Raw genomic sequence first — 14,875 nt, 5'->3', positions numbered from 1 at the left:
ACGCCCCCCGTCAGCGGAGGGCGTCGCCGACGGACCGGTGCACGGCCCGCGCCAGGCGGGCGCCCCAGAGCGAGCGGGGCCCCGCGAAGGGTTCGGCGGGTCCTCCGGGCCGGGGCGCGCGGGCGAGGACGCAGACCGCGTCCGTCGGGGTCCCGGAGCAGTCGAGTCCGGCGTCGAGCAGCGCCTGCACCTTCGCCTCGGTGGCGGTCGCCACCGCGTTGACGAGGGCGGCGTCGGTGAGCGGCGCGGGCACGGTGACGACGATGTTGATCGTGCCGGGGGCCTGGGGGCCGGGGAGGCCCGCTCCCGGGGCCGCCGCCCATCCGCGCACCTCCGTCCCGGCGGTGGCCACCGCGTCGACGCCGCCGTCGGAGGCGGTCCCGCGCCCGGCGACCTCGGCGGCGGTCATCAGGCCGACGCCGGGGCCGTGGAGCCCGGCGCGGCGGGCGAGCGCGGCGAGGTGCGCCTCGGGGTCGGTGCGGGTGTAGCCGTGCGCGACCTGGACGTTCATCACCCAGGCCCGCTCCCCGATGCCGCCGCCGAGGACGGCGCTGCTGACGGCCCGCCAGCCGGGCCCGGGCCGCCACAGGAGCGCGCCGAGCCGCTGCCCGTCCTCGTCCCGCTCCAGGAGTTCCGGGGGCGCGGGCAGGGCCGGCAGGGTCGGTTCCACCACGGCGGTCACGGCCATGCGCTCCTCGCTCTCACCCGTACGTCCCGGTGATCCTACGGGCCGGTCAGCGGCGGCTGCGGACCAGGAGGTACAGGAAGTACGGGGTGCCGATGATGGCCGTCATCGTGCCGGCGCCGAGCTGGGCGGGGGCGATGACGGTGCGGCCCACGGTGTCGGCGGCGCAGACGAGGACGGCGCCGAGGAGGACCGCGACCGGGATCACCCGGTGGTGGCGGCGGCCGACGAGGGCGCGGGCGGCGTGCGGGGCGACCAGGCCGACGAAGCCGATGGTGCCGGCGGCGGCGACGGCGGTGGCGCTGAGCACCACGCTCAGGACGAGGAAGCCGAGCCGGCCGGGGCCGAGCGGGAGGCCGAGGAGGCGGGGGGTGTCCTCGTCGAGGGAGACCAGGTCGAGCTCGGTGCGGCGGGCCAGGGCGAGGGCGAGGCCCACGACGACGGCGACGGCCAGGGGCAGGACGTCGGGCAGGGTCCGGCCGTAGGTGGAGCCGGAGAGCCAGGTGAGGGCCTTGGTCGCGTTGAAGGGGTCGGTGAGGATGATGAGCAGGGCGACGACGGCGGCGGTGGCGGTGTGCACGGCGAAGCCGACGAGGACGAGCCGGGTCTGTTTGAACCCGCCGCGGGCGGCGAAGCCGAAGACGACGAGGGCGGCGCCCGCGGCGCCGGTGAACGCGGCGCCGGCCACGCTCCAGGAGCCGGCCATCGGCACGGTGGTGACGAGCAGCACGGCACCGAGGGCGGCGCCGCCGGAGACGCCCATGATGCCGGGTTCGGCGAGCGGGTTGCGGGTGACGGCCTGGACGAGGGTGCCGGCGAGGGCGAGGGCGGCGCCCGCGAGGAGCGCGGCGAGGACCCGGGGCACCCGGGTGTCGAGGACGAAGGAGACGGTCTGGCCGGCCTGTCCGGCCACCCAGTTGGTCACGTCGCCGAGGAGGAGCTTGGCGTCGCCGAGGAGGACGCCGCCGACCGTGACACCGGCCAGCGCGACGACGAGGACGGTGGTGGTGGTGAGGAAGGCGGTGCGGCTGCGGATCCGGAGCCGGTCGACGGCGACGTCGCCGGTGTCGCGGAGCCGGGCGGCCATGACGACGACGAAGACGGCGCCGACGAGGCTGGTGACGACACCGGTCGGGACGGCGACGGCGGTGTCGGCGGGGACGACGGTACGGAGCAGCACGTCGGCGCCGAGGACGAGGGCGGCGCCCGCGAGTCCGGCGGCGGGGACGAAGGTCCGGCTGCGGCCGTAGCCGCGGAAGCGGCGGGCGAGCGGCCGCATGAGGGCCGGGGCGCAGAGGCCGACGAAGCCGACGGGTCCGGCGAGGGTGACGGCGGCGGTGGCGAGCAGCGCGGCGAGCACGACGGCGGTGACGCGGGTGGAGCGGACCGGCACGCCGAGTCCGCGGGCGGCCTCGTCGCCGAGGGCCAGGGCGTCGACGCGGCGGCCGAGGAGGAGCAGTCCGGCGACACCGGCGACGGCGATCGGCAGCATCTGGAGGACGCCGTCGAAGCCGCTCTGGGCGATGCTGCCCTGGTTCCAGTGGTAGACGCCCTCGGTCTGCTGCGGGAAGAGGAGCAGCAGGCCCTCGGTGAGCGCGGTGAGGCCCAGGGTGAGGGCGCTGCCCGCGAGGACGAGCCGGACGGTGCCGGAGCCGAGGCCGGAGAGGCCGAGGACGACGGCGGCGGCGATGAGCCCGCCGACGAACGCGATGCCGGAGGAGGCGAGGAAGGGCAGGGAGACGCCGGTGGCGGCGGCGAGGCCGAGCGCGAAGTAGGAGCCGGCGTTGACGGCGAGGGTGTCGGGCGCGGCGAGGACGTTGCGGCTGACGGCCTGGAGAGCGGCGCCGGCCATGCCGAGCGTGGCGCCGACGAGGAGTCCGGCGACCATGCGGGGCAGCCGGGAGGCGACGACGACGGAGGCGTCGCCGGGGTCGGCGTGGCCGGTGAGCGCCCCGACGATCTCGGCCGCGCCGACGGAGGCGGTGCCCTGGGTGATGTCGACGAGCGCGAGGCAGACGACGAGGAGGACCAGTGCGGCCGTCACCGCGGCCGCGCCCGTGCGGGTGGCTGCGGCCTGGGTGGGGGCGGCGGGGGTGGTCGCGGTGACGGCCATGGTGCGGGGTTTCCTCGTGTCCTACTTCTTGGTGAGCGCGGTGACGACGGAGTCGATGTACTGGTTCATCGACTCGGTGCCGCCGAACATCCAGATGCCGTCGGGGAGGCGGTGGACGTCGCCCTTCTTGACGAAGGGGAGCGAGGTCCAGACCTTGTCCTTGGCGAGGACGCCGGAGAACGGGGTCGCGTTGGGGTCGCCGTCGTTGCCGATGTACGCGAAGTGGACGCCGTCGCCGAGCTTGGTGAGGCCCTCGACGTCGGTGGCACCGAGGCCGTAGGCGGGGTCGCCCTGGACGGTCCAGGCGTTCTCGAGGCCGAGCTTCTCGTTGACGCCGCCGATCAGCGAACCGCTGGTGTACGGGCGGACGGAGACCTGGTTGGAGACGACGTAGCCGTCGGCGAAGGCGTACTTGGCTCCGGCGAGGCCGGCGTCGGCGAGGGCCTTCCCGCCCTCCGCCAGCTTGGTCTCGAAGCCCTTCTTGAGCTCGTCGGCCTTGGCGGTGGTGCCGGTGGCCTTGGCGATGAGGTCGAGGTTCTTCGTCATCCGGCCGATGGGGTCCGCGGCGTCGGCGGCCTTGACCTCCAGGACCGGGGCGACGGCGCGGAGCTGCTTGACGGCGGCCGGCGGCAGGTCGGAGGTGGCGAGGATGAGGTCGGGCTTGAGGGCGGCGATGGTGTCCATGCTGGGCTCGCCGCGGGTGCCGACGTCCTTGGGCTCGTTCTTGAGCGGGACGGCGGTGTTCCAGGTCTTGTAGCCCTTGACGTCGGAGACGCCGACGGGGTCGACGCCGAGCGAGACGAGCTGCTCGACGACGTTCCACTCGGTACCGACGACCTTCGTGGCCGGGCCGTCGAGCTTGACCTCGGTGCCGGTGTCGTCGGTGAGGGTGATCGGCTCGGCCTTCTTGTCCGCCTTGGCGTCGGCGGCGGGCTCGGTGGTGCCGCACGCGGTGAGCGTGGACAGGGCGAGGGCCGCCGTGGTGAGGGCCGCGGCGGTGAGGAGGTTCTTTCTCATGGGGTGGGGCTGAGCCTTTCGGATCGCGCGGGGGTTCGCGTGTGGTGCCGGCCCAGCGCGCGGGTGCGCGGCCGTCCGGTGAGGGGGTCGGTGTCGACCTCGATGCGGATGCCGTACGTCTCGGTGAGGCGGGGTCCGGTGAGGACCTCCTCGGGGGGCCCGTCGGCGACGACGCGTCCGGCGTGGAGCAGGACGATCCGGTCGGCGACGGCGGCGGCCTGGTCGAGGTCGTGGAGGACCGCGCCGACGGCGATGCCGTGGTGGTCCGCCAGGTCGCGCATGAGGTCGAGGAGTTCGACCTGGTAGCGCAGGTCGAGGTAGGTGGTGGGCTCGTCGAGGAGGAGCACGCCGGTCTCCTGGGCGAGGCAGCCGGCGAGCCAGACCCGCTGGAGCTGCCCGCCGGAGAGGTGTTCGGCACCCCGGTCGGCGAGTTCGTCCACGCCGGTGAGGGCGAGCGCCCGCTCCACGGCGGCGGGGCCGTCCGGGTCGGACTTCCCCCAGCGGCCGCGGTAGGGGTAGCGGCCGAACTCGACGAGGTCGCGGACGGTGAGTCCGCCGGGGGTCGGCCGGCCCTGGGTCAGGAGGGCGACCTTGCGGGCGAACTCACGGGTACTCAGGGCGAGCCCGTCGGTGCCGCCGTCGAGGACGAGGCGGGCGCTTCGGGGCCGCTGGAGGCGTGCGACCGTACGGAGCAGCGTGGACTTGCCGCTGCCGTTCGGTCCCACGAGGACGGTCACCTGGCCGGGCCGCAGGGTCAGGGAGGCGTCGTGGACGACGTCGACTCCGTCGTAGGCGACGGTGACGGCGGTGGCCGACAGCTCGTGACCGCGCGGGCGGGGGACCGTGGAGGTCTCTTCACCTGCTTGCACGACGCTTAGGTTAGCCTAACCTCACATCGATGGAACAGGGGGCTCCGTTCGTGCGCTCCGCTCCGGCACGAGCGTGGCGCCGAGGACCAGTCCCACCGCGATCGCGGTGACCACCAGGACGAGCTCCAGCAGGTCGGAGAAGCCGTCCACCACGTACCCGCCGGCCAGCGACGTCAGCCCGCGCATCCCCAGCGAACCGACCGTCAGCGTGAAGAAGCCCGGCAGGACGAGCAGGAGCCGGGGCGGCCGCTCCGGCCCCCGGGACAGCAGCGTCGCCACCGCCGCGAGCACCACCGCCGCCACGAAGGTGCCCCCGGTCTCCCCGATCAGCCCGGTCGCCGCCGACTGCACCGCCACCGTCAGGTAGACCAGGGCCAGCAGTGGCCAGAGGAAGCGGCGCGGGATCGCGAACGCCAGTACGGTCCCCGCGGTGAAGACCGTCCACGAGGCGAAGAGCACCCAGCGGGGCAGGTCGGTCCCGGCGGCCGTGTCGAAGAGCGCCGTGGTGGAGGTGCCGGTGACGTACACCCCCAGCAGGACGCCGACGCAGAGCTGGACCAGCAGGAAGGCCGCGTACACCAGCCGGATCGCGCCCGTCGTGAGGAGCCCCGCGCCGAGTTCGGCGGCGGCCGCGCTGAGGTAGTCGCCGGGCACGAAGAAGAACAGCGCCGGCAGCATCAGCAGCACCGGCCCGCCGTGCGCCGGATCGCCGGCGAACAGCCAGAGCGTCACGACCGACACGGCGAGCGAGGCGACCAGCGGCAGCACCCTGGCGAGCCTCGGAACCCGGTCGGCGGCCACCGCGAGGACCGCGGCGAGCGTCGCCAGGACGGCGGTGGTGCCGAGCTCGTACCAGGTGGGCTGCATCAGCGGGGCGAACCCCAGCGAGAAGAGCACGATCCCGAGCAGTTTCAGCCACCAGGGGTACGGAGCCGGCGCCGCCTCGATCCGCGCCAGCCGGGCGCTCGCCTCCGCGACCCCCGCGCGTCCGGCGACCACGTCGGCCACGAGCGGCTTCAGCGCCGCGATCCGGTCCAGCCGGGCCACCTCCGGGGCGGCGTGCACGATGACGGTCGCGGCCCGCCCGTCCGGGACGGCGACGGTCAGCGTGGCGGTGTCCATCACCAGCAGCACGGACACCTCGGCGCCCAGCGCCCGCCCGGCCGCCGTGACCTCACGCGCGATCAGTTCGGACCCCTCGCCCGAGGTGCGCAGCAGCAGCCCGGTGAGCCGGGTCAGGAACCCGGCCACCTGGTCGGACGCCGCGTCACCCGCCCCCTCACGGCCGAGCCCGCCGGCCCCTCCGAGCCCGCCGGACGCGCCGGACACGCCGGACGTGCCGGCCACCGGCTCCTCCGGCTCCCCCACAGCTCGCGCCACGGCCGCCTCCTCGGGTCCAGGGTGACGAACCATCAGCATCCCCCACCCGGCCGCACCCGGCATCCGGCACCGGCCGCCGCCGCCTCCCCCACACCCGGCATCACCCGAACGGCCCTCCCGCCCTGCGCCCCCTCCCCGTATGCCGCAGCCTGGGGCCGATCACGCCGAAACCCCAGGGAGGGCCCATGGCATCGATGGACGTCCCGGCCGATCTGCCGAAATCCCGTGCCGAGGCACGACCGACCGCGCCGCCCACCATCACCTGGGTGACCCTGGCGCTCATGACCACCGCGTCGGTGGCCAGCCTCCGCGCCGCCCCGACGATGGCCGTGTACGGCCTCGCCTGCGTCTTCCTCTACCTGGTCCCCGCCATCGTCTTCCTGCTGCCGACGGCCCTGGTCTCCGCCGAGCTGGCCTCCGGCTGGTCGGGCGGTGTCTACCGGTGGGTGGCCGAGGGGCTGTCGAAGCCGCTCGGCTTCCTCGCCGTGTGGTGCCAGTTCGCGATGACGATCTTCTACTATCCGAGCCTGCTGGCCTTCGTGGCCTCGACGATCGCCTTCGTGATCGATCCCTCGCTCGCCTCCAACGGCGTCTACACGGCGATCGTCATCATGGTCCTCTACTGGACCGGCGTCTGGGTCTCCTCACGCGGCACCAAGGCCCTCGCCGGCCTCTCCAGCTGGGGCCTGATCATCGGCACCCTGGTGCCCGGCACCATCCTCGTCGTACTCGGCATGATCTTCCTCGGCCAGGGCAACCCCTCGGCCGCGCCGATGGACAGCAGCCACCTCCTCCCCCAGTGGACCGGCCTCGCCAGCCTCGTGCTGATCGTCAACAACTTCCTGTCGTACTCGGGCATGGAGATGAACGCGGTGCACGTCTCCTCGCTGAAGAACCCGGCGAAGGAGTACCCGAAGTCGATGTTCCTGGCGATGGGCCTGGTGCTGCTGATCTTCATCCTCCCGGCCCTCGCGATCAGCTGGGTCGTCCCGGCCGACCAGCTCAGCCTCACCGCCGGCGTCATGCAGGCCTTCGACGCCTTCTTCTCGTACTTCGACATCGGCTGGATGACCCCGATCGCGGCCGTCATGCTCATCTCCGCCTCCCTCGGCGGCATGCTGACCTGGCTGGCCGGCCCCTCCAAGGGCCTCCTGGAGATCTCCCGCAGCGAGGGCTACCTGCCGCCGTTCCTCCAGAAGCTCAACAAGTTCGGCATCCAGCAGAACATCCTCGTCACCCAGGGCATCGTCACCTCGGTCATCGCCCTCGGGTACGCGCTGATCCCGAACGTCTCCAGCGTGTACTGGATCTTCTCGACCATCACCACGCAGGTCTACCTCATCGTCTACCTGCTGATGTTCGTCGCGGCGATGCGGCTGCGGAAGCTCAAGCCGGACCACCCGCGCGGCTACCGGGCGCCCGCCCTCGGCCTGATCTGCTCGGTCGGCCTGCTCGCCTCGCTCGCGGCCATGTTCATCGGCTTCGTCCCGCCCTCGCAGTTCGGCAGCGGCAGCGTCTGGTCGTACGTCCTCATCGTCGGCGGCGGCCTGGTCGTCCTCGGACTGCTCATCCCCTACGCCTTCCTGAAGCTGCGCAAGCCCGGCTGGCGGACGGCCGAGGCCGCCCCCGCGAACGAGGGAGACGCCGCATGAGCCCGACCCGCTTCGCCTCCGAACACAAGTGGATCTACTGGGGCGCGATCGTGATCCTGGTCGGCCTGCTGATCGCCGGGCTCATCCGCTACGGCCACATCAAGCAGACCGCCGCGTCCTCCCGGAAGGCCGAGCAGCTCAGCGAGGAACTGGTGAAGGCGGGCTACCCCGCCCCCGACCAGGACACCACCGAGCGGGTCCTCGGCAGCGACGGCGGCCAGGTCTGCGAAGACCCCGACAACGCCCTGAAGAAGGGGCTGTACCGCCTCCAGCAGCTGTCGAACGGCGCCACCGGCCCCGGCAGCCGCCCGGTCATCGCCGACTCCAAGGCGGTCGAGGTCGAGCGGATCGTCCTCCAGGTCTACTGCCCCGACCAGGTCGCCGCGTTCGACGAGGCGGTCGACGACCTCAAGACCGACGACACCGTCAAGCGCTGACGGGCCGTGCGGCCCCGGACCTCACGGAGTGTCCGGGGCCGTGCGCACCGGGAAGCTGAAGGTGCGGCCCTGCTCCTTCAGCCACGGCAGCACCTGCCGCAGCGCCGTCACGGTCTGCGAGCGGTCGCCCCCTCCGTCGTGGAAGAGGATCGTCGGCCCGTTGGACAGCTCGCCCTTGACGGTCGCCACGATGGCGGCGGCGCCCGGCCGCTCGAAGTCCTTGGTGTCCACGTTCCACCCGAGCGGCCGCATCCCGGCGGCCGCGGCTATCTTCCGGCTGTCCGGCGTGAACGCCCCGCCCGGAGCGCGGTAGTACTGCACCTCCACGCCGCCGGCCGCCTCCTCGATCAGCTTCCGCGCGTCGAGGATCTGCCGCTTCTGGTACGCGACCGGCTTGCGGTCCATGGCCGTGTCGTGGGTCATGGTGTGGTCGCACAGCCGGTGCCCCTCGGCCACCACCCGCCTCACCAGCTCCGGGTGCCGCTTCGCCTGCGGCCCGATCATGCAGAAGACGGCCTTGACGTCGTTCTGCTTGAGGATGTCCAGCATCTGCGGGGTCCAGCGCGGGTCGGGACCGTCGTCGATGGTGATGTTGACGGCCCGTCCGCCCGCCTCGGCCGCGTGCGCGATCCCCTCCGGCACCCCCGCCGTCGGCTTCGCGGGCCGGTTCGCCCCGTCCGTCCGCTGGGCCGGGAGCTTCGGCGCCGCGGCGCCCCCCGCCCCCGGCGTCCCGGCACCCCCGGCGTCCCCGCCCACCAGCGCCGTCGCCCCCCACGCGGCCAGGCTGATGCCGACCGCCGACGCCAACACGGCCACGTGCGCGGTGTACTTGCCCATCCGGCGCATGCGCCCTCCGATCCTCGCGTTCCCGATGCGACCCCGCGCCTTCCGGCGCGCTCCCGGGGGAGAGGACGAACGAGGGCCCGAACAGGTTTCACCCTTTCGGCGGATGTGACAGAGCTACCGTTCGGCTTCGATTCCGCTGCTGTTCGGATGGTGCGCCGGGCGGGGTTCCGGTGCAGACTGTCCACCACACCTGGTCAAGTTCCCGTTGGAGGCCGGAAGAGTGAGCGGCGGCAGCGGCGGACGGCGCCTGACCGGCAGGGTCTCGGCCGTGCGCACCTCGGCGGTGTACCGGGCGGCGGCCCTCCGCGCCCGGCGCGACCGCCCCGTACGCGGGCTTCCGCTCGACCGGGCCGGCACCGAGGAGAGGCTCGCCTGGCTCAACGCCGCGAGCACCCGCATCGGCACCACCCTGGACCTGGAGAGCACCGCCAGGGAGCTGGCCGACTTCACCGTGCCCGGCTTCGCCGACGGCGCCGCCGTCGACATCATGGAGAGCGTCCTGCACGGCGAGGAGGGCTCGCGCTGGACCGGCCGCGGCGTCCCCCCGATGCGGGCGGTCGCGCTGTCCGCCGTCGACACCATGCAGACGCTGGAGGCGACCCCGGTCGGCGAGACCTTCGTCCGCGACCAGAAGCACCACGAGACCCTGCTGCACCAGTACTGCCTGCGGCAGGGCAAGCCGGTGCTCGTGGGCCGGATGCGCGACGAGGACTTCTCCCGCGTCTCCCCGACCGCGAGCGGCGCGGCGAAGATGCGCGCCCTGGGCGTGCACAGCTATCTCGCGGTACCGCTGATCGCCCGGGGGCTGCTCCTCGGCAGCGCCGACTTCGTCCGCGGCCCCGGCAGCCCGCCCTTCTGCCCCACCGACCTGGCGCTCGCCGAGCAGCTGGCCTCCCGCGCCGCCGTCTTCATCGACAACGCCCGGCTGTACGGCCGGGAACGCGAGCGCGTCGTCTCGCTCCAGCGCAGCCTGCTGCCCCGCGCCACGCCCGTCACCCCCGGGCTGCGGGTGCACGGCGAGTACGCGCCCTCCGCGGCCCGTCACCCGGTGGGCGGCGACTGGTACGACGTCATGTCCCTGCCCGGCGGACGTACGGCCCTGATGGCGGGCGACGTCATGGGCCAGGGACTGCCGGCCGCCGCCACCATGGGCCGGCTCCGGGCCGTCGCCCGCACCCTGATGACCCTCGACATGGCACCCGAGCGGGTGCTCGCCCGGCTCGACCTCGCCACCCGCGACCTGGAGGACGACCAGGTCGCCACCTTCCTCTGCGCGGTCTACGATCCGGCGGACTCCCGCTGCACCCTGGCCGGGGCCGGGCTGCTGCCGCCGCTGCTCCTCGACGGACGCGGCGGGGCCGGGTTCGTCCCGCTGCCGGCCGGGGCGCCGCTGGGCGCGGGGGTGATCCCGTACGACCCGGTGACGGTGACCGTGCCCGAGGGCGGCGGGCTCGTGCTGTACACCGACGGCCTGGTGAAGGCCCGGGGCGCCGACCTGGAGGAGCAGCTGGACCGGCTGCGGTCGGCGGCGCTCGCCCTGTCGCCCGGCGCGCTGGAGAACGGCGGGCTGATCGCGGCGGCCCCCGCCGGGCCGGGCCGCTTCGACGAGGCGGTGCTGCTGACGGCGCGGGCCGTCCCGCTCGACCGGGAGACCGGGCTGCGGGTGTGGCCGCTGTCGGGCGACGGCAGGGCCGCCTCCGAGGCGCGGCGCCTGGTCACCCGCCAGCTCGCCGAGTGGGGCCTCGACGACCTCGCCGACGTCTGCGAGCTGGTCGTCTCCGAGCTCGTCGGCAACGCCCTGCGGTACGGCAACGGGCCGGGCGAGCTGCGGCTGCTGCGCGGCGATCGGCTGGTCGTCGAGGTCTCCGACACGGGCCCCGACCTCCCGCAGATCCAGCACGCCGACCTCAGCGACGAAGGCGGTCGCGGCCTCCAGCTCGTCAACATGCTCTGCCGCCGCTGGGGCTCCTGCCGCACCTCCACCGGCAAGGTCGTCTGGGCCGAGCAGGACCTCCCCTCCTGACGTACGTCCCCCGGGCCGTACGTCCCGGGGCCCTGTGACGTCCGGCCCTGCCCCGGGAGCGGAGCGGCGGGCATGCTGGCCCTCGAAGGGCGTCACGGTCCGCCGCGGCGCGGGAGTCCGACGTCGAGGAGAGCCATGCCCGCGGATCCGGCCGCGACCACCCGGCGGGCCCCCGCCACGGGGGCCTCGCGAGGCCCCCGCCCCACCCCCGCCCGGCCCTGGGGCCGCGCGGAGCTGCGCTACGCGGTCGGGCGGACGCTGCCGTTCCTGGTGATCGCGCTCGCCACCCTGGCGGACGTGCTGACCTCACCGGAGGAACGCTTCGACCGCTTCCTGATCGCCGCGCCCGCGCTCGCCGCCGCCACCTGGACGGCTCGTGGCACGGCCGCGATCGGCGCGCTCACCATGGCGGTGAGCGGCGTCCTCGCCGCCGCCCGCGGCGAGGCCCTCTTCCCCGCGCTCCTCGCCAACCAGGTGGTGCTCGCGGTGGTCGCCCTCGCGGCGGCGGTCTCCAGCCACGCCCGGCAGCGCCGCGAGGCCGAGCTGCGCCAGGTCAGCGCCGTCGCGGAGGCCGCGCAGTGGGCCGTCCTGCGCCCGCTGCCGCCCCGCATCGGCCCGGTCGACCTGCGGCTGCTGTACGAGGCCTCCGCCGCCGGCGCGCACGTCGGAGGCGACTTCTACAAGGCGCTCAGGGTCCGTGACGGCGTGCGGATCATGCTGGGCGACGTGCAGGGCAAGGGGCTACCGGCGGTGGAGGCCGCGTCGCTGCTGCTCGGCTCCTTCCGCGAGGCCGCCTACACCGCCCCCGACCTGCCGGCGATCGCCCAGCGGCTGGAGGCCAGCATGGCCCGGTACGCGGAGCGGGCGCCGGAGTCGGAGGCGGCCGACCGCTTCTCGACGGTGCTGCTCGCCGAGATCCCCGACGACCGGCCGGTGATCCGGCTGCTGAGCTGCGGTCACCCGGCGCCGGTGGTGCAGCGGGGCGGGACGGTGGAGACGGTCGAGCTCTCCTCGCCGTCGGTACCGATCCACCTGCCGGTTCCGGTCGACGCGCCGTTCACCGTGGAGGAGGTCCCCTTCGGCCCCGGCGACCGGCTGCTGATGTTCACCGACGGCGTCTCCGAGACCCGCGACGCCACCGGCGCCTTCTACCCGCTGGAGCGGCGGCTGCGGGCGTGGGCCGGCGAGCCCGCGGACCGGATCCCCGAGCTGCTGCGGGAGGACCTGGACCGGTTCGGCGCCCACGGCCTGGAGGACGACACCACGGCCCTCCTGGTGGTCCGGGACGGGAACGGCGGTCCGGCCGTCCCCGTCCCGTCCCGGCCGCTGGCCGTCCCGGCCTGACCGGCGCCCGCCGCGCTCAGCCCGTGGCGGGCGTCCAGCCGCGCAGGACACCGCCGTCGGCGAGCCGTCCGTCCAGAACGGTGGTCCCCGTCCCGGCGGCCCTGGCGGCGAGGACCCGGCCCTGCGCGCGGGCCCGCACGGCGCCGCCCGCGGTGATCCCGACCACGTGCCGGCTGCCCGCCGCGAGCAGATAGCGGGTGCCGGCCGGCGACGTCCAGGGGCTTCCGGCGAGGACGTCCTGCCCGAAGCGTCCGCACGCGGCGGTGTCGGGCACCGAGACCACGGGCCGCCGGGGCTCCGGGGCGCGGGCCGGGGTCTCCAGGACGACGTCGGCCCGGCCGGTGCCCTCCCAGGTCTCGGCACGGGCGCACACCCACAGCGCCCGGCCGGCCCGTTCGGGCAGCTCCTGCGCGGCGAACTCCCAGCGGTTGACGGAGCGGACCCCGGAGTCCCGCAGCCCGCCGAGGAGACAGCCGGACCGGGCCCACGCCGCGAGGCCCAGCGGCCCGGTGGCCTCGCGGGGCTGCCGGGAGGGGATGCCGGGAGCGGGGAGCGGGGTCCAGGTGAGGTGGGCGGGGCCGAGTCCGCCGAGGTCGGCGACGAGGAAGGCGTGGTCCTCGACGATGCGGGCGGAGGAGCGCAGCTGGAGCACGGTGGTCCCGCCGCACCCGGCCATGCCGCCGGGCCCGGCTGCCGGTACGGGCCCGGTGACCCCGTCCGGTGCCACGGGCAGGTCCCGGGCGGCGGTGGCCGGGGCGGCCAGGTCCCGTACGCCCGCCTCGGCGATCCACGGGGCGAGGAGGTAGCGGGTGCCGGCGCCGGTGCGGGCCAGGACGACCGAGGCGGCGGTGGTGACGTCGGCGTCGTCCGCGCGGGCCAGGACGAGGGCGGGCGCCCCGGCCCCGGCGGGCGGTTCGGTGTAGCGGGCGAGCCGGAGCCCGTCGTGGAGGAGCACCACGGCCGCGCCGTCGGTCTCGCCCGCGTAGAGCAGGGCGGGCGGTGCGGCCGGGGGCGTGGCGGCGGTGCGGGGCGTGGTCTCCCTGCGGACCTCTCCCCCGGCCCACGCGGTCAGCGCGCGGCCGAGGAGCGCCGTGTCCCCGGTGCGGGCGCCCCGGGCGGGCCAGGCGGTGAAGTCGACGCGGGAGGTGTCGGCCCAGCGCTCGGGGTCGGCCCTGAGCAGGGCCGCCGGGTCGGCGGCCGGGCCCGCGGCGGGCGCGGCCGGGGCCGGCGGGGGCGCGTCCGGGCGCAGCGCCCCGGCGGCGACGGGGACGCCGGCCAGGAGGAGGGCCGCCACGAGGACCGCGACCCCGCCGCGGCGCCGTCGGCGCAGCAGGTCGGTGGGGCGGAGATGGACGGTGCAGGGGTCGAACTCCGGGCCGCGCAGCAGGGCGGCGGGGTCGCCGGAGACGGTCGCGCGCAGCCGGTCGGCGGCGGCGAGGGCCCGGTCGGGAGCGGTCACCCCGGCCCCGGCCAGCAGCGAGGCGGCCTCTTCGGGGGCGAGTCCTTCCAGGAGGGTGAGCGCGAGGGCCGCGCGGACCTCGGGGGCGACGGCCGCGAGGGCCCGGTCGAGGACGAGTTCGTCGCCGCCGCCGGCGCGGGGGAAGAGCCGCAGTCCGGTGACGCGGGGCAGGGCGAGCGCGGCGGGCCGGAGCTCGCGCGCGGTGAGGGCGCCGGTGACGACCCGGGCCCGGAGCCAGGCGTGGGCCTCCTCGCGGGGGGTGCGGGGGCGGGGCGGGGTTCCGGCGGTGGTCCGGGCGGGCCTGCCGCGGGGCAGGGCCCGCTGGACCACGGCGTGGGCGGTGAGGACGCGGCGCTGCCGGCCGAGCGAGGGCGGCAGGACGAGGTGGGCGAGGCGGACCAGGGCGGGATAGTGCTCGACGAGCGCGGCCTCCGCGGCGTCCCGGGAGGGACGCGGGGCGGATATGGCGGCCGACGGGCCGTTGCGGGGGATGCGGAGCTGCTGCACGCACCGAGAACGAGCGGAGCGGGCGGGGCGTCACTCCCGGGGGCTTGGGGCGGGCCCTCCGGGCCGGGCCTCCGGATCCGGATGATCTTCGCCGTGCTAAGAAGGCCGGATGACGCTCACACAGGGCCTGCGGGTACGCCTCGCGGTCGATCTGAGGGTGGCCGGCGCGGTCACGGTGGCCGGCGACCCGGCCGAGGAACCGGCGGAGGTGGCCGGTGCGCTGCTGCTCGGGGCGGGGACGGAGGGCGTCGTCGAGCGCGTCGACGAGCCGGAGGAGCCCCGGCCCGACCCGGAGGCGGCGGAGTACGAGCGCCTGTCCTCGCTCCTGGACTCCTTCGGGGCCCAGATGCCGGCCGCGAGCCGGGAGCGTCTGGAGGAGCAGGTGCGCGCACTGGAACCGGCGTGGGACGCGTACCGGAACCGGCGGCCCGTCCTCACCGCCCGGGTCCGGCTCGACGGCGGTCTCGTCCTGGAGCGGGTGCGCGGGGACGTGCTGACCGCCGTGTGAGGCGCGCGGCCGGGCACCCTACCAGGAAGGACCCG

Annotated in this window: 12 protein-coding genes; 5 read left to right on the top strand and 7 right to left on the bottom strand. The window is 75.3% G+C overall.

Annotation, left to right across the window (positions count from 1 at the left end; translation table 11 throughout):
• Positions 1-10 precede the first annotated feature (10 nt).
• From ACFQ8C_RS20715 to ACFQ8C_RS20695, 5 genes are read right to left on the bottom strand one after another with little or no spacing between them, the layout of a single operon-like run.
• Positions 11-688, bottom strand: coding sequence for an adenosylcobinamide amidohydrolase (locus ACFQ8C_RS20715; protein ID WP_383459460.1), 678 nt, complete (start codon positions 686-688; stop codon positions 11-13).
• Positions 689-734: 46 nt separating this feature from the next.
• On the bottom strand, positions 735-2,798 hold the full coding sequence (locus ACFQ8C_RS20710) for an iron ABC transporter permease (RefSeq protein WP_383459457.1): 2,064 nt from the start codon (positions 2,796-2,798) through the stop codon (positions 735-737).
• Positions 2,799-2,819: 21 nt separating this feature from the next.
• Positions 2,820-3,815, bottom strand: a complete 996-nt coding sequence (locus tag ACFQ8C_RS20705) for an iron-siderophore ABC transporter substrate-binding protein (protein WP_383459455.1) — start codon at positions 3,813-3,815, stop codon at positions 2,820-2,822.
• A complete protein-coding gene (locus tag ACFQ8C_RS20700) occupies positions 3,812-4,684 on the bottom strand; it encodes an ABC transporter ATP-binding protein (RefSeq protein WP_383459452.1) in 873 nt (290 codons plus the stop codon). Before ACFQ8C_RS20700 ends, ACFQ8C_RS20705 begins: the two co-directional genes overlap by 4 nt.
• Before the next feature lie 21 nt (positions 4,685-4,705).
• Positions 4,706-6,064, bottom strand: a complete 1,359-nt coding sequence (locus tag ACFQ8C_RS20695; RefSeq protein WP_383459450.1) for a threonine/serine exporter family protein — start codon at positions 6,062-6,064, stop codon at positions 4,706-4,708.
• Between the two features lie 185 nt (positions 6,065-6,249).
• On the opposite strand from ACFQ8C_RS20695, the gene ACFQ8C_RS20690 reads away from it, so the two are divergent.
• Together ACFQ8C_RS20690 and ACFQ8C_RS20685 are read left to right on the top strand one after the other, a co-directional pair.
• Positions 6,250-7,716 (top strand): APC family permease, encoded by a 1,467-nt coding sequence (locus ACFQ8C_RS20690; RefSeq protein ID WP_383459448.1) that lies wholly within the window; start codon positions 6,250-6,252, stop codon positions 7,714-7,716.
• Positions 7,713-8,153 carry a hypothetical protein gene (locus ACFQ8C_RS20685; protein ID WP_383459445.1) on the top strand — a complete coding sequence of 147 codons (441 nt, stop codon included), beginning with the start codon at positions 7,713-7,715 and terminating at the stop codon, positions 8,151-8,153. The genes ACFQ8C_RS20690 and ACFQ8C_RS20685 overlap by 4 nt, the downstream gene beginning before the upstream one ends.
• Positions 8,154-8,174: 21 nt before the next feature.
• Here ACFQ8C_RS20685 and ACFQ8C_RS20680 read toward each other — a convergent pair whose 3' ends face one another.
• Complete coding sequence (locus tag ACFQ8C_RS20680; RefSeq protein WP_383459442.1) at positions 8,175-8,999, bottom strand: polysaccharide deacetylase family protein; 825 nt, start codon at positions 8,997-8,999, stop codon at positions 8,175-8,177.
• A 220-nt stretch (positions 9,000-9,219) separates the two neighbouring features.
• On the opposite strand from ACFQ8C_RS20680, the gene ACFQ8C_RS20675 reads away from it, so the two are divergent.
• Positions 9,220-11,022 (top strand): SpoIIE family protein phosphatase, encoded by a 1,803-nt coding sequence (locus ACFQ8C_RS20675; protein WP_383459440.1) that lies wholly within the window; start codon positions 9,220-9,222, stop codon positions 11,020-11,022.
• Positions 11,023-11,157: 135 nt separating this feature from the next.
• Positions 11,158-12,366, top strand: a complete 1,209-nt coding sequence (locus tag ACFQ8C_RS20670; RefSeq protein ID WP_383459437.1) for a PP2C family protein-serine/threonine phosphatase — start codon at positions 11,158-11,160, stop codon at positions 12,364-12,366.
• A gap of 16 nt (positions 12,367-12,382) precedes the next feature.
• Here ACFQ8C_RS20670 and ACFQ8C_RS20665 read toward each other — a convergent pair whose 3' ends face one another.
• On the bottom strand, positions 12,383-14,332 hold the full coding sequence (locus ACFQ8C_RS20665; protein WP_383459434.1) for a hypothetical protein: 1,950 nt from the start codon (positions 14,330-14,332) through the stop codon (positions 12,383-12,385).
• Between the two features lie 109 nt (positions 14,333-14,441).
• Here ACFQ8C_RS20665 and ACFQ8C_RS20660 point away from each other — a divergent pair, with 109 nt between their 5' ends.
• Entirely contained in the window at positions 14,442-14,840 is a 399-nt protein-coding gene (locus ACFQ8C_RS20660; RefSeq protein WP_383459431.1) for a hypothetical protein, read from the top strand.
• The last annotated feature ends 35 nt before the right edge of the window (positions 14,841-14,875 follow it).

It is taken from the genome of Streptomyces sp. NPDC056503, assembly GCF_042794995.1.
GTDB lineage: Bacteria > Actinomycetota > Actinomycetes > Streptomycetales > Streptomycetaceae > Streptomyces.
Note: the sequence above shows the minus strand (reverse complement) of the source record. Positions and strands in the feature narration are given on the sequence as shown.